At 63.3% G+C, this 18,496-nt stretch carries 17 protein-coding genes; 8 read left to right on the plus strand and 9 right to left on the minus strand.

Features of this window, described 5'->3' with window-relative positions; genetic code table 11:
• Window positions 1-6: 6 nt before the first annotated feature.
• Window positions 7-1,794: a KinB sensor domain-containing domain gene (locus PVZ80_RS04030; protein ID WP_028683567.1), complete on the plus strand. Its 1,788-nt coding sequence runs from the start codon at window positions 7-9 to the stop codon at window positions 1,792-1,794.
• Window positions 1,795-1,797: 3 nt separating this feature from the next.
• Here the strand turns inward: PVZ80_RS04030 and PVZ80_RS04035 are convergent, their stop codons facing one another.
• The 7 genes from PVZ80_RS04035 to PVZ80_RS04065 form a co-directional block, all read right to left on the minus strand.
• On the minus strand, window positions 1,798-3,420 hold the full coding sequence (locus tag PVZ80_RS04035; protein WP_016703907.1) for an EAL domain-containing protein: 1,623 nt from the start codon (window positions 3,418-3,420) through the stop codon (window positions 1,798-1,800).
• 72 nt (window positions 3,421-3,492) lie between these two features.
• A complete protein-coding gene (locus PVZ80_RS04040; RefSeq protein WP_273863453.1) occupies window positions 3,493-4,272 on the minus strand; it encodes an N-acetylmuramoyl-L-alanine amidase in 780 nt (259 codons plus the stop codon).
• A gap of 105 nt (window positions 4,273-4,377) precedes the next feature.
• Window positions 4,378-6,534: a GGDEF domain-containing protein gene (locus tag PVZ80_RS04045; RefSeq protein ID WP_028683570.1), complete on the minus strand. Its 2,157-nt coding sequence runs from the start codon at window positions 6,532-6,534 to the stop codon at window positions 4,378-4,380.
• On the minus strand, window positions 6,531-7,409 hold the full coding sequence (locus PVZ80_RS04050) for an endonuclease/exonuclease/phosphatase family protein (RefSeq protein ID WP_009046282.1): 879 nt from the start codon (window positions 7,407-7,409) through the stop codon (window positions 6,531-6,533). Before PVZ80_RS04050 ends, PVZ80_RS04045 begins: the two co-directional genes overlap by 4 nt.
• 13 nt (window positions 7,410-7,422) lie before the next feature.
• Window positions 7,423-8,052 (minus strand): thiol:disulfide interchange protein DsbA/DsbL, encoded by a 630-nt coding sequence (locus PVZ80_RS04055; RefSeq protein ID WP_009041530.1) that lies wholly within the window; start codon window positions 8,050-8,052, stop codon window positions 7,423-7,425.
• Between the two features lie 195 nt (window positions 8,053-8,247).
• On the minus strand, window positions 8,248-8,853 hold the full coding sequence (locus PVZ80_RS04060; protein WP_009041529.1) for a c-type cytochrome: 606 nt from the start codon (window positions 8,851-8,853) through the stop codon (window positions 8,248-8,250).
• 45 nt (window positions 8,854-8,898) lie between these two features.
• Window positions 8,899-9,189, minus strand: a complete 291-nt coding sequence (locus PVZ80_RS04065) for a c-type cytochrome (RefSeq protein ID WP_009041528.1) — start codon at window positions 9,187-9,189, stop codon at window positions 8,899-8,901.
• A gap of 191 nt (window positions 9,190-9,380) precedes the next feature.
• On the opposite strand from PVZ80_RS04065, the gene yihA reads away from it, so the two are divergent.
• Window positions 9,381-10,022, plus strand: a complete 642-nt coding sequence (gene yihA, locus PVZ80_RS04070; RefSeq protein ID WP_009046280.1) for a ribosome biogenesis GTP-binding protein YihA/YsxC — start codon at window positions 9,381-9,383, stop codon at window positions 10,020-10,022.
• 414 nt (window positions 10,023-10,436) lie between these two features.
• Here the strand turns inward: yihA and polA are convergent, their stop codons facing one another.
• The gene (polA, locus tag PVZ80_RS04075) at window positions 10,437-13,235 is read right to left on the minus strand and encodes a DNA polymerase I (RefSeq protein ID WP_053267948.1); all 2,799 of its coding nucleotides are present in this window, start codon (window positions 13,233-13,235) and stop codon (window positions 10,437-10,439) included.
• Between the two features lie 74 nt (window positions 13,236-13,309).
• On the opposite strand from polA, the gene PVZ80_RS04080 reads away from it, so the two are divergent.
• Both PVZ80_RS04080 and PVZ80_RS04085 read left to right on the plus strand, forming a co-directional pair.
• Window positions 13,310-13,597 carry a DUF2782 domain-containing protein gene (locus tag PVZ80_RS04080; protein ID WP_007924295.1) on the plus strand — a complete coding sequence of 96 codons (288 nt, stop codon included), beginning with the start codon at window positions 13,310-13,312 and terminating at the stop codon, window positions 13,595-13,597.
• A 62-nt stretch (window positions 13,598-13,659) separates the two neighbouring features.
• Window positions 13,660-14,610, plus strand: a complete 951-nt coding sequence (locus tag PVZ80_RS04085; RefSeq protein WP_028683571.1) for a homoserine kinase — start codon at window positions 13,660-13,662, stop codon at window positions 14,608-14,610.
• Window positions 14,611-14,680: 70 nt separating this feature from the next.
• Here the strand turns inward: PVZ80_RS04085 and PVZ80_RS04090 are convergent, their stop codons facing one another.
• Window positions 14,681-15,610: a zinc ABC transporter substrate-binding protein gene (locus PVZ80_RS04090; protein ID WP_016703913.1), complete on the minus strand. Its 930-nt coding sequence runs from the start codon at window positions 15,608-15,610 to the stop codon at window positions 14,681-14,683.
• 57 nt (window positions 15,611-15,667) lie between these two features.
• Between PVZ80_RS04090 and zur the strand changes: the two genes are divergently transcribed.
• From zur to PVZ80_RS04110, 4 genes are read left to right on the plus strand one after another with little or no spacing between them, the layout of a single operon-like run.
• Complete coding sequence (zur, locus tag PVZ80_RS04095; RefSeq protein ID WP_007924301.1) at window positions 15,668-16,150, plus strand: zinc uptake transcriptional repressor Zur; 483 nt, start codon at window positions 15,668-15,670, stop codon at window positions 16,148-16,150.
• Window positions 16,150-16,935: a zinc ABC transporter ATP-binding protein ZnuC gene (gene znuC, locus PVZ80_RS04100; RefSeq protein WP_009046275.1), complete on the plus strand. Its 786-nt coding sequence runs from the start codon at window positions 16,150-16,152 to the stop codon at window positions 16,933-16,935. The genes zur and znuC overlap by 1 nt, the downstream gene beginning before the upstream one ends.
• Window positions 16,928-17,716 (plus strand): zinc ABC transporter permease subunit ZnuB, encoded by a 789-nt coding sequence (znuB, locus tag PVZ80_RS04105; protein ID WP_009046274.1) that lies wholly within the window; start codon window positions 16,928-16,930, stop codon window positions 17,714-17,716. The genes znuC and znuB overlap by 8 nt, the downstream gene beginning before the upstream one ends.
• A 37-nt stretch (window positions 17,717-17,753) precedes the next feature.
• On the plus strand, window positions 17,754-18,467 hold the full coding sequence (locus tag PVZ80_RS04110) for a PA5502 family lipoprotein (protein WP_009046273.1): 714 nt from the start codon (window positions 17,754-17,756) through the stop codon (window positions 18,465-18,467).
• The last annotated feature ends 29 nt before the right edge of the window (window positions 18,468-18,496 follow it).

An 18,496-nucleotide genomic window follows, 5' to 3' on the forward strand; every position in this document is an offset into this window, starting at 1 on the left:
CACCTCATGAAGTTAGCGATGAAACTGCGCACGAGACTGTTTCTGAGCATCTCGGCGCTGATCACCGTGGCGCTGCTCGGCCTGTTGCTCGGGCTGGTCAGCGTGATGCAGATGGCCAAGACCCAGGAAGCGCTGATCCGCAACAACTTCATCACCCTGGACCTGGGGCTCAAGCTGCGCCAGACCCTGGGCGACCAGCTGATCATCATGCTCAACCACAACCCTGACCGGGCGGCACTGGACGACTCCAGGCAGGAATACCTGGCCCTGCTCGACCAGGGCATCGAGCATGAACGGCAAAACAATGTGCGCAACGGCTTCACCCAGGCACGCGACGACTACCAGAGCTTCTTCGAGGCCTTCGAGCGTGCCGACGGGACCTCGGCAGGGGTCAATGGCAATACGGAACTGACCCACCGCTTCAATACCCTGCGCAATGGCTTGATCAGCGAACACAAGCAGGCCCTGGACAACATCAATGACATCGAACATCAGGCCCGCAATCGCGCCTTGCTGATCGCCGGCCTGCTCGGCCTCGTCGGGCTGGCCGTGCTGATCATCGGCTTCATCACCGCCCACGGCATCGCCCAGCGCTTTGGCGGCCCCATCGAAGCCCTGGCCAAGGCCGCCGACAATATCGGCCAGGGCAACTTCGACGTGACCCTGCCCCTGTCTTCGGCTGCCGAGATGAACTTGCTGACCCGGCGCTTCGGGATCATGGCCCAAGCCCTGCGCGAGCATCAGGCCACCAATGTCGACGAACTGCTCGCCGGCCAGCAGCGCCTGCAATCGGTGCTCGACAGCATCGACGACGGCTTGCTGATGATCGACCGCCAGGGTCACCTGGAACACCTCAACCCGGTGGCGCAGCGTCAGCTGGGCTGGGACGAGGAACGCCTTGGACAAGGGCTGGGCAGCGCCCTGCAGCGACCGGAGCTGGACGAGCAGCTGCAACTGGTACTGCGCGGCGGCAGCCTTGAACGGCCGCCGGAGGACCTGAGCATCGAGGTCGATGGCGAATCGCGCCTGCTGACGTACAGCCTGACCCCGGTCAGCCATCCCCAGGGGCATATCCTCGGCGCGGTGATGGTGCTGCACGACGTCACCGAGCAGCGGGCCTTCGAGCGCGTGCGCAGCGAATTCGTGCTGCGCGCCTCACATGAATTGCGCACCCCGGTCACCGGCATGCACATGGCGTTCGGCCTGCTGCAGGAACGCCTGCGCTTCCCTGAGGACTCCCGCGAAACCGACCTGCTGAACACCGTCAACGAAGAAATGCAGCGCCTGATGCAGCTGATCAACGACCTGCTGAACTTCTCGCGTTATCAGAACGGCCTGCAGAAACTCACCCTGGCGCCCTGCTCCCTCGAAGAGTTGCTGGAGCAGGCGCGCAACCGCTTCATCGGCGCGGCCACGGCGCAGGGCATCGAGCTGCTGGTGGAACTGCAGGAGCCGCTGCCGCGGCTGCATGCCGACCGCATGCAACTGGAACGGGTGCTGGACAACCTGATCGACAATGCCCTGCGGCATACCGCCAAGGGCGGGTTGATTCGCTTGCAGGCGCGCCGGCATGGCGAGCGGGTCATCATCAGCGTCGAAGACAACGGCGAAGGCATCGCCTACGGGCAACAGGGACGGATTTTCGAACCCTTCGTCCAGGTCGGGCGCAAGAAAGGCGGGGCCGGCCTGGGCCTGGCGCTGTGCAAGGAAATCGTGCAACTGCACGGCGGGCGCATGGGTGTCTATTCGCGGCCCGGGCAGGGGACCCAGTTCTATCTGGCCTTGCCTCTTTAGGGGCTAGACCTCGTCGTCCAGACGCCGCGGGCCCAGGCGGCGTCCGCGGGTAATCAGGTCGATGAACTGCACTGCGCTCAGTGCATGGGCAAACAGCCAGCCCTGGCCAAAACGCACGCCCTCGCTGCTCAGCAGCAACGCCTGATCCTCGAATTCGATGCCCTCGGCAATCACCTTGAGCTCCAGGGCATGGGCCATGCGAATGATGTGCGGGGCGACGCCGCTGCTGGCGGCGTCATGCCCCAGGGCATCGATGAATGCCTTGTCGATCTTCAGGTAATCCACCGGCAGGGTCTGCAGGTAGGCCAGGCTGCAATACCCCGTGCCGAAGTCGTCGATCAGCACCTGATGGCCAACGTCCCGCAAGGCTTGCAGGTTATGCCGGGCGACCACCACATCAATCAGCCCGCGCTCGGTGACTTCGAAGGCGATCTGCCGCGCCGCCACCCGATGCAGCGCCAGCAGGCGCGCCATCACCTTGCCGATCCGCGGCACCATGACATCGCAGGCCGCCAGGTTGACCGAGATGTACAGCTGCGGGTTGGCCCGCAACAGATGCCCCAACTGCTCGAGCAGGCGTTGCAGGACAAAATCGGTGATGGGGCGGATCTGCCCGGTGTTCTCCGCCATGGGAATGAACAGCTCCGGACTGGTCAGGGTGCCGTCCGGACGGCGCCAGCGCAGCAGAGCCTCGGCGCCGACACACTGGCGCGTTCGTAGATCGAAGATGGGCTGATACAGCACCTGTAGCTCGCCACGGCGCAGCGCCCCTTGCAATTCGGCGCCCAGGGACTGGCGCTGCCCGGCCAGTTGAAAGGCCAGGCCGCCGATGAAGATCGCCAATGCCAGGCTGCTGGGCAGCAGCCACCACCACCCCTCGAACATTTCTCGCTGCATGTTGGTGCGGGGGGTGACGAGTACCAGCTGATACTCCGGATTGCGGGTGGGCATCCGGTAGATCAACTGGTCCTGGGTCACCAGCAACGGGCTGCGCCCCGCGGGCGGCCACGGCTCGGTCGGCGGCCATTCCAGCGCCGGCCCCAGCACCGGGATGGCCCGCAAGCCATGGTCGAGAACCACCATCAGGCTGCTGTTGGCGGGCAGATCGACCATATCGGTCAGATGCCCGCGAGACGTTGCCACGCGAAAGTTGCCCCGCCCGAGCATCAGCGCCGCGCGGTTTTCGTTGGGTTCGGTGGAGGTGTTCAGCCAGTAGTTGTAGGTCGGGCCGCTGATATCCGGCGGCCGCATCACGGCCAGGTTGTCCTGGCGTGGCCAGTTGGTGCAGGCCTGGGCAGCATCGATGTAGGCCGCTTCATAAATGAAGCGATAACTGAAACTGATCTGCTGCAGGGTCGCGACCATCTCGGGGCTGCATTCGCGCAGGGGCTGCGCCTCGAGCACGTCCAGGCCTTCGCGCAGCTGGCCGAACAGTTGCTCCAGGCGCTCGAGAAAGCGCTGGCCCTGGGCATTCATCTGCTCGCTTTCGCGCAATTGCGCCTCATGCATCGCAATGCCCAGGCTCGCCGCCAGCAGCAAGGCCGCACTCAATACAGCCGCGCACGTCGCCAACAGCCAGGGGCGATAGAACCAACTGCGCAGGGGTTCGCGGGCGGCCAGCATCATTGGATATCCGAGGGTTACCAATGAGTTATAGCTACTGATTGAGAAAAAGCCCTGACCGTCGGGCGGGCGTCATTATTTTGTCTGGTTGAGAACCTGCAGGATCGCAGCGCTTTGCGCGTCCGGCTGGCCGTCGAAACGCGACGGCCGGTAATGCATCTGGAACGCGGCCAGCACGTGACGGGTCGCCACATCCAGCTCGCCGGTCTGCGGCGTCTCATAACCAAGACGCGCCAGGCCTTGCTGGAACCAGGCGATGCTCGGCAACTGTGCGGCAAAGAACACCTCCTGGCGCGCCACCGCCTGGGCGTTCGGCCACCGGCCCAACCCGGCTTCGGCCAGACGCTTCCAGGGGAACAGCGGGCCCGGGTCGAGCTTGCGCAGGGGGGCGATATCGCTGTGGCCGATGATGTGTTGTGGCGCGATGTTGTTGCGCTTGCTGATGTCCTTGAGCAGCACGATCAGGCTCTGGACCTGCGCTTCGCTGTAGGGGTACCAGACACGTCCGGTGGGCAGGTCGCGAAAGCCCGGGTTGACGATCTCGATCCCGATGGAGCTGGAGTTCAGCCAGGTACGGCCTTGCCACTGGCTCTCGCCGGCGTGCCAGGCGCGGTACTGCTCGTCCACCAGCTTGTAGATGGTCGCCGCCTTGTCGTCGCCGATCAGGTAGTGGCTGCTGACCTGGCCATGGGTCAGCAGTTGCAGGGAACGCTCCATCGAGGCCGAGGTGTAATGCACCACCACGAATTGCACCCGCTCATCGAAGTTGACCGAAGGGTGACTGGTATCGAAACGCGGACCGCTGGCGCAACCGGCCAGCAACAGAAGGGACAAGGCGAGGACAAGAACTTTCATGGTGGAAGGCAGTACGCTGGAGAAAATAATGCAACAGTGTAACGTACTGCCTTTGCGGAAAACCGGCAAAAACACCGCTTTATACAAAATGGAACAAATTATGCGTCAACCCAGTTCCACCCGGTTGCGCCCCGCCTCCTTCGCCCGATAGAGCGCCTGATCGGCTCTTTTGAGCACCAGATCGCTGCGTTCTCCCGGCTTGAAGGCACTCATGCCGATGGACATGGTGATGGTCACGCGCTCGCCCTTGAAGTGGAACGGACAGGCTTCGATGGCCGCCCGCAAGGTTTCCGCCAGGCGCGCCCCGACCGGCCATGAAGTATTGGGTATCAGCAGGACGAACTCTTCACCGCCGAAACGGGCAATGAAATCACTGCCGCGCAGGCGCTTGCGCAGTACGCCTGCGATGATCTTCAGCACCTTGTCGCCGGCCAGGTGACCGTAGTTGTCGTTGATGCGCTTGAAGTGGTCGAGGTCGAGCATCGCCAGCAACAAGGTGTTGCCGTGCTGCTGCCACTGCGCCACTTCATGCTCCAGGCGCTCGCTCCAGGCCGCGCGATTGGGCAGGCCGGTGAGGGGGTCGATCAACGCTTTCTGCCGCTGTTCTTCCAGGTGCTCGCGGTAGCCCTGGGCTTCCTGCTCCATGCTCGACACCCGCTCGGCCAGGCTCTGCAGGCGCGCGGCCACTTCCTTCTCGCGCTCGTCACGCTGCTTCTGGTGATGGTCCATGGTGCCGAGCAGGCCTTCCAGGTGGCTTTCCAGGACCTGCTTGAGGTCGTCCAGATCCGCCGCCTCCTGAACGCTGCTTTGCAGACCATCGACCTGCTCGCGAATCTGCGTGTCCATCTCCCGCGCCGCGGAACTGCTGTCGGCATGGCCTTCGCTGGCGGCCTGCAGGTTGCTCTGGAAGGATTCCAGGCGCTCGTTGAGCTGCTTGAGATAAGCCTCGAACTCATGCTGGCCACTGTCGGTGATCGCCAGCATCAACACTGCCAGATCGTCGAGGATCGGCAGCAATTCGTACCAGTTCAATCCATGTTGCAAGCGATCGCGCATGGACTCGGCTTGCGGCCGGTGACGCTCGGGCAGGCTCAAGTCGTCCAGCAGGCCGAGCAGGGTATGTTCGATGTGCTTGGCCACCGAACTGTAGGACGGCTCCGGCGAGTCGGGCAGGGCGTACAGCACATCCTGCTCGGCCTGCTGCGGATCGACCGCCGCCAGCGCCTCGGCCATGGCCGCCGGCAATGGCAAGCGGTCAAGCAGCACTGGCGCCGGGGTCGCCTCGGCGGGTGCGGCAACGATCAATTCGTCCGGGTTGGAAAGAACAACCGGAGCCTCGACAGTCGGCGGCTGCACGGACAGCGGTGCTTCGACGGGGCCAGGCACAACTGGCAGCGGCGCTTCCTGCGAATCCGGCATCGGCGGTGCCGGCTCGACGGCGATGGGTTTCTCCGACTCCAGCACCGGCGGCACAAAGGCCTCGACCTGGACTGCCGTGGTTACCTCGGGCAGCGCTTGCGGCTGTGGCTCGGGCGGCTGGCTGACAGCAGCGGGCTTCTCGACCACAGGCGGGGGCACCGGCTCCAGGGTTTCGGACGGCCGTGCGGGCGCGACTTCGACCCGAGGCGGGGGCGGGGGCGTGTCAACTCTTTCAGCCGTTGCCAGCGGCTGCTCCATAGCGGGGGCTGCCACCACCGCAGGCGTCTCAGCCGCGGACGCCGCAGGCGCTTCGTCAGCGTCACGACCACCAAACAAGCGCTGCAGCAAACCTGGGCGGCTCGGCTCCGGGGGGCTCTCCAACTGGCTCAGCGCCTTGCCTTGCAGGCCGCTCAGTTCGCCCAGCAACAGTGGGATTTCCCGGGCCTGGCCGACGCGACCATCCAGCTGCTTGGCGAAGTTTTTCAGCGGCCGACTCACCTCGCGGGGCAACGGCAGCTTCTGCAACTGGCTGACCAGCGAAGTCAGGGCCGTGCTCATTTGCTCGATGCGCGTCTCGCGACGCTGCTCGGAGTCCAGCACGGCTTTTTCCAGGCGTGGCAACAGGGCCGCCAAGGCCGCGTCCATATCGTCGGTGCGCACCACCTCGCGCATTTCCTTCATGCACTGGTCGACGGCGCGATCAGTCCCTTCGGCCGCCAGCGTGCTGCGCACCAGGCCACGGCGAAGCAGGTCGAGGCGGGCATTCCAGCGTCGCTCGAGTTTTTCCTGTTGTTCGATACTTTTGAGGTATTTCTCTTTCCAGCGCTGGGCGTCGTCGCTCATTCATGGGTTCCGCGAGGGGCAGGACTCAGCGCGGGCAATGCATCGGCCGTGAGCGAACCCGGCAGACGAATCTCTACCGCGACCGGCAGGTGATCGGAAATCGGTTGGGCCAGGACTTCGACCCGCTCCAGCGTCAGGCTAGAGCTGAGCAAAATATGATCAAGACAGCGTTGCGGGCGCCAGCTGGGGAACGTCGCTTCCAATTGCGGCGCCAGCAGACCGAGATCGCGCAACGGCGAGTGCTCCAGCAGATCGCTGGCATGGGTGTTCATGTCGCCCATCAGCACCTGATGCTTGTAGCCGCCGATCATCTCGCGGATGTAGGCCAGCTGCCGGGTGCGCGTACGGGCGCCCAGGGCCAGGTGCATCATCACCACCACCAACGCCTCGGGACCATCGCCGAAGCGCAGAAGGATCGCACCACGCCCCTTGGGGCCTGGCAGCGGATGATCTTCGATCGCCCAGGGTCGCAGGCGGCTGAGCACACCATTGCTGTGCTGGGCCAGGCGACCGAGGTTGCGATTGAGTTGTTGGTACCAGTAGGGGAAGGCGCCGAGCTGGGCCAGGTGCTCGACCTGATTGACGTAGCCCGAGCGCAGGCTGCCGCCATCGGCTTCCTGCAGGGCGACCAGATCGAAGTCGCCCAGCAGATCGCCGATCCTTTGCAGGTTGTCGGCGCGCCCGTTGTGCGGCAGCAGGTGCTGCCAGCCACGGGTCAGGTAATGCCGGTAACGTTCGGTACTGATACCGACCTGGATATTGAAACTGAGCAGCCGCAGACGGCTGTCTGCCGGCAGGCCGGAGGACGCCACATGGTGCTCGTTGACCCGCGGGTCATGCAGGCCAACGATGCGTTCCGTACCCCAACGTCGCATGGCAGGGGCTCGCTTACTTGGCCGCCCGCTCTTTGGCGATCAGCTGGTCGGCGACGCTCAGGGCACCTTCAGGACCACCGGCGGTGCCCAGGTCGAAGCGGTACTTGCCATTGACGACCATGGTCGGTACGCCGGAGATCTGATAGGCCTGGGCCTTCTTCTTCGCGTCCTCGACCTTGCCTTTGACGGCGAACGAGTTGTAGGTGCTCAGGAACTTGTCCTTGTCGACGCCTTCGCCGGCCAGGAACTCGGCCATTTCCTCTGGGGAAGCGAGTTTCTTGCCGCCATGGATGGCTTCGAATACGGCTTTGTGGACCTTGTGCTCGACACCCATGGCTTCCAGGGTGATGAACAGTTGGCCGTGAACGTTCCAGATACCGCCGAACATGGCCGGGATGCGTACGAAGTTGACGTCGGCCGGCAGTTTTTCAGCCCATGGGTTGATGGTCGGCTCGAAGGCGTAGCAGTGTGGGCAGCCATACCAGAACAACTCGACCACTTCGATCTTGCCAGGCACCGCAACCGGAACGGCGCTGCTCAGCTCTACGTATTGTTTACCGGCTTCAAGGGGTTCGGCGGCTTGAGCGGTCATGCCAAACAGGCTGGCAGTGACGAGAGCGGCGCTGAGAATCAGATTACGCATGCTTTACTCCTGAACAAGTAAGGTCGCCTCGCGCGGCCTGTTCGCAGACAGGTCATGGCGGGGCTTGAGTTCGCTAGTGTAGCGGCAGACGCCATAAAAAAGGGCGGCCTGAGCCACCCTTTATGCTTTCATCGACAGATTAATCGATCATTAACGTTGCGCAAGATAGACCCTTTCGCAACATGATCGCCGGCCTCAGTGCAGGCCCTGGATGTAGCTGGATACTGCTTCGATGTCCTTGTTGCTCAGCTTGGCGGCGATGCTGCGCATGATCATGGTGTCGCCGTCGTTGGTGCGGTTGCCTTCGCGGAAGTCGGTCAACTGCTTGGCTACGTACTGAGCGTGCTGGCCACCCAGGTGCGGGAAGCCGGCGGCGGCGTTACCCGTGCCATTTGGCGAGTGGCAACCGGTGCAGGAAGGCATGCCTTGATCCAGCTTGCCGCCACGGAACAATTCTTCACCGCGAGCCACGACTTTCGGGTCTGCCGCGCCGACGCTGCCTTTCTGGCTGGCGAAGTAGGCGGAGAGGTCAGCCAGGTCCTGATCGCTCAGGTTGGTCAGCAGGCCGGTCATTTCCAGCACCTGGCGCTTGCCGGACTTGATGTCGTGCAACTGCTTGTTCAGGTAACGCTCACCCTGACCCGCCAGCTTTGGAAAGTTAGGCGCCATGCTGTTCCCATCCGGACCATGGCAAGCACCACATACGGCGGCTTTCGCCTGACCGGCAGCAGCGTCGCCTGCAGCATGGGCGACACCTGTGATGCCCAAGGTCAACAGCAGACTCACGAGTAATTTGTTCATCAGCTAATCCAACTACGGCTAAGGGTTAAGAGTTATGGACCGGGATCACTCGCTCATCCAAAGGATGATGGCTCGGTAATCCTCGGCACTGCAGTCCATGCACAAACCACGCGGCGGCATCGCCTTGAAACCCTGGGTCACGTGTTGCACCAGCGTCTCCATACCTTGCGCCAGCCTCGGCGCCCAAGCTCCCTGGTCCCCCTTGCGGGGAGCCGTTGGTAGTTGGCCGGAATGACAAGCCCCACAAACACGGTTGTACACAGCTTCCGGATCCTGTGTAGCCTGAGCGCTGTAAAGCGGTATCAGGACGCCGGCAGCCAGCAGCCATTTCGTCATAAAACGACCTTTTCAGGGTTGAGAGCGTGCTGCGTTCTAATGCGCAATCAAGGTCTATCGCTCTCGTGAACTTCATCCTACGCTGGGACAAAGCGCACACAAAATCTGCGGCATTATATACTGGCGTTACTGAAACGGAAACGACACCGCTCGCCGCGTCCATTCTCGGCACCGCCCCTATCGGAAATCCCATGCAACTGAAAAACCCCATTCTTGGTCTGTGCCAACAGTCCACTTTCATGCTCAGCGCCGCCAAAGTCGATCAATGCCCCGACGACGAAGGCTTCGAAGTCGCCTTCGCCGGGCGTTCCAACGCCGGCAAATCCAGCGCCCTGAATACCCTGACCCATGCCAGCCTGGCACGCACCTCGAAAACCCCGGGCCGCACGCAGCTGTTGAACTTCTTCAAGCTAGACGACGATCGCCGTCTGGTCGACCTGCCGGGCTACGGTTACGCGAAAGTACCGATCCCGCTCAAGCAGCACTGGCAGCGTCACTTGGAAGCCTACCTGGGCAGCCGCGAGAGCCTGAAGGGGTTGATTCTGATGATGGACATCCGCCATCCGATGACCGACTTCGACCTGCTGATGCTCGACTGGGCCGTCGCCAGCGGCATGCCGATGCATATCCTGCTGACCAAGGCCGACAAACTGACCTACGGCGCGGCCAAGAACACCCTGCTCAAGGTGCAGTCGCAAATCCGTAAAGGCTGGGGCGACAACGTCACCATCCAACTGTTCTCGGCGCCAAAACGCATGGGCCTGGAAGAGGCCTACACTGTACTGGCGAGCTGGATGGAACTGGCAGACAAAGGCGCCGAAATCGAAGTCTGAAAGACATAGATAAAACTGTCTGTGGAGTGATCAGGCAAGGCAAAAGCGCGGCTCGAAAGCGGAGTTTACTGGCTGTAAATGAGCATTTCGGGCCGCGCTTTTAACGCAGCATGATCGCGCCACAGGCAGTTTTAGGGCAAAAAAAAACCCCGGACTTCGTATGGGGAGGGGAAGTTCGGGGTCCAAGTTCCGGACCGCTAGGGCGGGGTCCAGATATCTGCCAACACTTAACACAACATAGGAGCATCGAAGGGCTTCACCAGCCATTCAGATACTCTGAGTGGGCTTTCGCCGATTAAGTTCCGGGAGGTTTCAAAAACTATTGGCAATAGTCGATGAAATTTTCCGCACTAATAGCTCTTCGCCAGCCTTCGCCGCGGCACTATGCCGCGGCCAAAGTGCTGCGTTCTCGCCTCAGTGCGCCTCATCCCAGTTACTGCCCACCCCGACCTCGACCAGCAGCGGCACATCCAGGGTCGCGGCCTTGCTCATGTAGCCGCGAATCTCCTCGCTTACCTGGTCCACCAAGTCTTCGCGCACTTCCAGCACCAGTTCGTCGTGCACCTGCAGGATGACTTTGGCATCCAGGCCTGAGGTCGCCAGCCAGTTATCCACCGCCACCATGGCCTTTTTGATGATGTCGGCCGCCGTGCCCTGCATCGGCGCGTTGATCGCCGTACGTTCGGCGCCGGCGCGTTCCTGCGGCTTGTTGGAGTTGATCTCCGGCAGGTACAGGCGGCGCCCGAACAGGGTTTCCACATAACCCTGTTCCGCAGCCTGGGCGCGGGTGCGATCCATGTATTCGCGCACGCCGGGATAGCGGGCGAAGTAGGTGTCGATATAGGCCTTGGCGGTCTTGGTATCGACGCCGATGTCCTTGCCGAGTTTCTGCGCGCCCATGCCGTAGATCAGGCCGAAGTTGATCGCCTTGGCGCTGCGGCGCTGATCGGAACTGACGTCCTTGAGCTCGACCTTGAATACTTCGGCCGCGGTTGCCGTGTGCACGTCGAGGTTATTGCGGAAGGCATTCAGCAGCCCTTCGTCGCGGGACAGGTGCGCCATGATCCGCAGTTCGATCTGCGAATAGTCAGCCGCCAGCAGTTTGTAGCCAGGCGGCGCGATAAAGGCCTGGCGGATACGCCGGCCTTCGGCGGTACGCACCGGGATGTTCTGCAGGTTCGGATCGCTGGAAGACAAACGCCCGGTAGACGCGACCGCCTGATGGTAGGAGGTGTGGATCCGCCCGGTACGCGGGTTGATCTGCTCCGGCAAGCGGTCGGTGTAGGTGCTCTTGAGCTTGCTCATGGAGCGGTACTGCATCAGCACCTTGGGCAGCGGGTAGTCGTCCTCCGCCAGCTTGGCCAGCACTTCTTCAGCAGTGGACGGCTGGCCTTTGGCGGTTTTCTTCAGCACCGGCAGGCCGAGCTTGTCATAGAGAATCACCCCCAGCTGCTTGGGCGAGCCGAGGTTGAACTCTTCGCCGGCGATCTCGAAGGCTTCACGCTCCAGTTCCACCATCTTGTCGCCGAGTTCGATGCTCTGCACACGCAGCAGGTCGGCATCCACCAGCGCTCCCTGGCGCTCGATCCGCGCCAGTACCGGCACCACGGGCATTTCGATATCGCTGAGCACGCTGGCCAGGCTCGGGATCGCAGCCAGTTTTTCATGCAGGACCTGATGCAGACGCAGGGTCACATCGGCGTCTTCCGCCGCATAAGGCCCGGCCTGCTCGAGGGCGATCTGGTCGAACGTCAGCTGCTTGGCGCCCTTGCCGGCGATGTCCTGGAAGCTCACTGTGGTGTGGCCCAGGTATTTCTCCGCCAGGCTGTCCATGTCGTGCCGGGTAGCCGTGGAATTGAGCACATAGGACTCGAGCATGGTGTCGAAGGCGACCCCGCGCACCGTGATGCCGTTGGCCTGATCGCCGCCGATGGCGCAGTTGGCCAGGATGTTCATGTCGAACTTGGCGTGCTGGCCGACCTTGAGTTTGTTCGGGTCTTCGAAAATCGGCTTCAGGGCCCGCAGGACGGTGTCGCGATCCAGTTGCTCCGGCACATCGATATAAGAGTGGGTCAGCGGAATATAAGCCGCTTCGTTGGCCTGCACGGCGAAGGACAGCCCCACAAGCTGCGCCTGCTGGGCGTCGATACCGGTGGTTTCGGTATCGAAGGCGAACAGCTTGGCGTTCTTCAGTTTCTCCAGCCAGATATCGAAACGCGCCTGATCGAGGATGGTTTCGTACTGCGCTTCGACAACCACCGGCACTTCGATCTCGACCTGAGTCAACAAGTCGGCCACCGGCTCAGAGGCGGCGACACTCAGCTCCAGGCGCTTGGCATCGCGCTGCAGCTCGTCGAGCCAGCTCTTGAACTCCAGCAGGCTGTACAGCTCGAGCAGTTTGTCGCGGTCCGGTTCGCCCAGGTGCAGGTCGTCCAGGCCGATATCCAGCGGCACATCGACCTTGATGGTCGCCAACTGATAGGAGAGGAAAGCCATCTCCTTGTGCTCTTCGAGCTTGGCCGGCAGGGTCTTGGCCCCGCGAATCGGCAGGCTCGGGACGATATCGAGCTGGGCATACAGCTCGTTCAGGCCACCGTTGACCCCCACCAACAGGCCGGAAGCGGTCTTCGGGCCGATGCCCGGCACACCCGGAATGTTGTCGGAGGAGTCGCCCATCAGCGCCAGGTAATCGATGATCTGCTCGGGAGCGACGCCGAATTTCTCCTTCACGCCCTCCACGTCCATGCTGCTACCGGACATGGTGTTGACCAGCGTAATGTGCCCATCCACCAGCTGCGCCATGTCCTTGTCGCCAGTGGAGATCACCACCGGCCGGTCGGCCGCCGCGCTGCTGCGGGCCAGGGTGCCGATCACGTCGTCCGCCTCGACGCCCTCGACGCACAGCAGCGGAAAGCCCAGGGCGATCACGCTGGCGTGCAACGGCTCGATCTGCACCCGCATGTCGTCGGGCATGCTCGGGCGATTGGCCTTGTACTGGGCGTACATGTCATCGCGGAAGGTCCCGCCCTTGGCGTCGAACACCACGGCGAACGGACTGTCCGGGTACTGCTTGCGCAGACTCTTGAGCATGTTCAGCACGCCCTTGACCGCACCGGTCGGCATGCCTTTGGAAGTGGTCAAAGGTGGCAGCGCGTGGAAGGCGCGGTACAGGTAGGACGAACCGTCCACCAGGACGAGGGGGGCTTGGCTCATGAGCAGGATCAACCTTTTCGGCGGGTCCGGCGCTAGAATAGCGGGACCGTTGACGACAAAGGGACAAGGTTATCATGCGCACACTAAATCGCTTGCTGCTGGCCAGCCTGATTGCAATCGCGCCGATGGCCGTGATTGCGGCGGAGGATGCGCCATCGGCGGATCCGGAAGTGACCATTCGCACGGAAGGCGACAAGACCATCCAGGAGTACCGCCAGAACGGTTTCCTGTACGCCATCAAGGTCACGCCGAAGGTTGGCAAACCCTACTTTCTGGTGCGCGCCGACGGTTCCGATGGCAACTTCATTCGTTCGGACCAGCCGGATATGCTGATTCCGGCGTGGAAAATTTTCGAGTGGTAAACCACTCCTAACTTCAACCGGCGCTGGCTCGACAGCGGCGCCCGTACTGGCAGTTTTTAACCATGTCTGTGTTTACTCCCCTGGCTCGGCCCGAGCTGGAAACCTTTCTCGCCCCTTACGGGCTCGGCCGCCTGCTTGACTTCCAGGGGATTGCCGCTGGTAGCGAAAACACCAACTTCTTCATCAGCCTGGAACAGGGCGAGTTCGTCCTGACCCTGGTCGAGCGCGGCCCGGTCCAGGAAATGCCGTTCTTCATCGAACTGCTGGACGTGCTGCACGACGCCGACCTGCCGGTGCCTTACGCCCTGCGCACCACCGACGGCGTGGCCCTGCGCGAGTTGGCCGGCAAGCCGGCGCTGCTGCAGCCGCGCCTGGCCGGCAAGCACATCAAGGAAGCCAATGCCCAGCATTGCGCGCAGGTCGGCGAGCTGCTCGCTCACCTGCACCTGGCGACCAAGGACAACATGATCAAGCGCAAGACCGATCGTGGCCTGGACTGGATGCAGGAAGAAGGCTCGCAGATGCTCTCGCATCTCGATCCGCAGGCGCGGGATCTGCTGCAGCGGGCGCTGGATGAAATCGCCGAACAGAAGGTGAAGATCCTCGCGCTGCCACGGGCCAATATCCACGCCGACCTGTTCCGCGACAACGCGATGTTCGAAGGCACGCACCTGACCGGGCTGATCGACTTCTACAACGCCTGCTCCGGGCCGATGCTGTATGACGTGGCGATTGCCCTGAACGACTGGTGTTCCGACGCCGACGGCCTGCTCGACGGCTCGCGCGCCCGGGCCCTGCTGGGCGCCTACGCGACCCTGCGCCCGTTCACCACCGCCGAGGCCGAGCTGTGGCCAACCATGCTGCGGGTGGCCTGCGTGCGCTTCTGGCTGTCACGCCTGATCGCCGCCGAGTCCTTCGCCGGACAGGACGTGCTGATTCACGACCCGATGGAGTTCCAGCTGCGCCTGGCCCAGCGCCAGCAGGTCAGCACGCCATTGCCGTTCGCCATCTGAAAGCATCGCGGGCAAGCCTCGCACCTACGATCCCNGGAGCGAGGCTTGCCCGCGATAGCGTCAACCGCCTTTACAACGATTCCAGGCAACCCGCCAGATCGTTGCCCAGCTTCTCCAACACCTGCTCGTACCCCTGCGCGGAGGCCGGGGTGTAGCCGCCCAGCGCATCGAGCTCCGCCAGCTTCACCGGCAAGCCCGCCACCAGGGTTTCGGCCAGGCGCGGGCGTAATGGCGGCTCGCTGAAGACACAGGTCTTGCCGACTTCCTGCAAGCGCATGCGCATCGCCGCTACATGCTGCACGCCTGGCTGCACCTCGGCCGCGACGCTGAACACGCCCGCGTGCTTGAGGCCATAAGCGTCTTCGAAATAATCGAAGGCTTCGTGGAAGACGAAGTAAGGCTTGCCGGCGATTGGCGCCAGGCGGGTTTTCAAACGGGCATCCAGGGCATCCAGGCGTGCGTCGAAAGCCTTGGCGTTGCTCTGGTAACGCGCGGCGTTGGCCGGGTCCGCGGCGCTCAGGTCGGCCGCCATGCGGTCGGCGATGACCCGCGCGTTGACCGGCGACAGCCACAAGTGCGCATCGAGGCTGCCCGGACGATGATCGTGATCATGTTCGTCGGCTTCTTCAGCGTGCGAGTGGTTATCTTCGGCGAAATGACGGAGTTTCAGGCCTGGTAGGTCCTGCACCGCCAGCGATGGCAACGTGCGGCCCTTGAGCACCCGCGGCAGGAAGCTCTCCATGTCCGGGCCGATCCAGTACAGTAACTCCACCGACTGCACTTTGCGCACGTCGGAAGGGCGCAGCGCATAGTTGTGCGGCGAGGCACCCGGCGGCAGCAGAACCTCGGGCACGGCGATGCCATCCTGGACGGCGGCGGCGATCAATTGCAGGGGTTTGATGCTGGTCAGGACCCGGACCTCGGCCTGGGCCGAGCTGATCACGAACAAACTGGCGGTAAAAGCGACAAAAAGGGCAAAAAGTCGGGACACGATGACCACTCGAAGAGGCGAGAACGGGTAACATAATAACGTCTCTCACAATTATCGTCGCCGCTCATGCCTAAAACCCCCCTCGCCAGTCGCCCCCACGACCACTCTCACTGCGTGCACAGCGCGCTGTCCGAGGCCGATGCCCTGTGCGCGCGCCAAGGCCTGCGCCTGACCGCCCTGCGTCGGCGGGTGCTGGAGCTGGTCTGGCAAAGCCACAAGCCACTGGGTGCCTACGACATCCTCGCCGTGCTCAGCGAACAGGACGGTCGTCGCGCCGCGCCGCCAACCGTGTACCGCGCCCTGGATTTCCTCCTGGAAAACGGCCTGGTGCACCGCATCGCCTCGCTCAACGCCTTCGTCGGCTGCAACCACCCGGAACACGCGCACCAGGGCCAGTTCCTGATCTGCCGCGTCTGCCACGCCGCCATCGAGCTTGAACAAAAATCCATCAGCGACGCGATCATCAGCAGCGCCCGCGATGTCGGCTTTGTCGTCGAAGGCCAGACCGTTGAAGTGGTCGGCCTCTGCTCGGGTTGCCAGGGGGCTTGATGAGCACTGCCTTGATCCGCCTCGACCAGGTCGCGGTGACCTTTGCCGGGCAGAGCGTGCTGGACAACATCCAGCTCAGTGTCGAACCAGGGCAGATCGTCACCCTGATCGGCCCCAACGGCGCCGGCAAGACCACCCTGGTGCGCGCCGTGCTCGGCCTGCTCAAGCCCGACAGCGGCAGCGTCTGGCGCAAGCCGAAGCTGCGGGTTGGCTATATGCCGCAGAAGCTGCACGTCGATCCGACCTTACCGCTGTCGGTGCTGCGCTTCCTGCGCCTGGTGCCCGGCGTGGACCGCGCGACAGCCTTGGCCGCGCTGAACGAAGTCGGCGCCGAACAGGTGATCGACAGCCCGGTGCAGAGCATTTCCGGCGGCGAAATGCAGCGTGTGCTGCTGGCCCGCGCCCTGCTGCGCGAGCCGGAACTGCTGGTACTGGACGAGCCGGTACAAGGCGTGGACGTCGCCGGCCAGGCCGAGCTGTACAGCCTGATCACCCGTTTGCGCGATCGCCACGGCTGCGGCGTGCTGATGGTCTCCCACGACCTGCACCTGGTGATGAGCACCACCGATCAGGTGGTCTGCCTCAATCGCCACGTGTGCTGCTCCGGCCACCCGGAACAGGTCAGCGGCGACCCGGCCTTCGTCGAGCTGTTCGGCCAGAACGCGCCGAGCCTGGCGATCTACCACCACCATCACGACCACGCCCACGATCTGCACGGCTCGGTCGTCACCGGGGCCGCGGCCGGTCACGTTCATGTTCACGGAGATAGCTGCAAGCATGGCTGATTTTCTGTTCTACGCCCTGCTCGCAGGCCTGGCGCTAGCGCTGGTGGCAGGTCCCCTGGGATCGTTCGTGGTCTGGCGGCGCATGGCCTATTTCGGCGACACCCTGTCCCACGCCGCCTTGCTCGGCGTGGCCTTGGGCTTTCTGCTGGATGTCAGCCCGGCGGTGGCGGTGACCGTCGGCTGTCTGTTGCTGGCGGTGCTGCTGGTCACCCTGCAACAACGCCAGCCGCTGGCTTCCGATACGCTGCTGGGGATTCTCGCCCCCAGTACGCTCTCCCTCGGGCTGGTGGTACTAAGCTTCATGCATGACGTGCGGATCGACCTGATGGCCTATCTGTTCGGCGATCTGCTGGCGATCAGCCCCGGCGACCTGGCGTGGATTCTCGGCGGCAGCGCCGCGGTCCTGCTGCTGTTGGTGGCCCTGTGGCGGCCGTTGCTGGCGATCACCGTGCACGAGGAGCTCGCCAGGGTCGAAGGCTTGCCGGTGGCGTCGTTGCGCCTGGCGCTAATGCTGTTGATCGCGGTGGTGATCGCGGTGGCGATGAAGATCGTCGGGGTGTTGCTGATCACTTCGCTGCTGATCATCCCGGCGGCTGCGGCTCAACGTCACGCCCGTTCCCCGGAGCAGATGGCGCTGGGTGCAAGCCTGCTGGGCATACTCGCGGTCTGTGGCGGGCTGGCGTTGTCCTGGTTCAAGGACACCCCCGCGGGGCCGTCGATTGTGGTCACGGCGGCCGCATTGTTTCTGCTGAGTTTTGTCCTGCCCCGTCGAGGGGTGTAGACTTGCTCGCTTTTTGCGCAATTAGAGAGTCGCAGGAATGAAGCCGTTCGCCTCCCGTTATCTGCTCCTTGTCGCATTTTCCCTGCTGCTGGGCGCCTGCCAGAGCACGCCGCCGGCTGAAGTGCCCGACGCCCGCGCCACGGCCATCGCACAGCTGCAGCAAAATATCGCCAGCAGTGAACTGGCCACCGCCGAAGACCAGTTGAGCGCCTTGCAGGCCCAGTCGCCCAACGACCCGCAGCTCGAGCAATACCAGCGCCAGCTGGCCGAAGCCTACCTGCAGCGCAGCCAGATCGTGCTGCAAAAGGGTGATGTCAACGCCGCCGCCACAGCCCTGAGCCGCGCCCGCGCGCTGATGCCCAAGGCACCGGCCCTGACCGGTGGCGTCGATGGCGCCATCACCCAGGCCCGTAAAGCCGAGCTGGAAAAAGCCGAAGCCGCGCTCAAGGCCGCTGAAGCCCGGCCGCCAGCCAAGCTGATCGACCCGGCCGCCGAGAGCACCACCATTGCGCTGAACCTCAGCGATATCAAGCAACTGCGTCGGCAACTCGATGCGATCGCCGCCGATGTGGTGAATTACCAGTGCGACGTGAGCATCCAGGCGCCACGCACCGAGGATTACCCCTGGCTGAAGACCCTGCTGAGCAAGCGGGTGAAGAAGCTCGACGGTGAGTTCGACCTGCAGATCGAGCGGCAGATCCTGCGCCACGTCCCGGCACAGATGGTGCTGAGCCCGCGCAAGCCCCAATAAACCCATCGCCCGCAAGCCCGCGGCTGTAG

The organism is Pseudomonas sp. B3G-3 (assembly GCF_028640915.1).
In the GTDB taxonomy this organism is placed as follows: domain Bacteria; phylum Pseudomonadota; class Gammaproteobacteria; order Pseudomonadales; family Pseudomonadaceae; genus Aquipseudomonas; species Aquipseudomonas chlororaphis_I.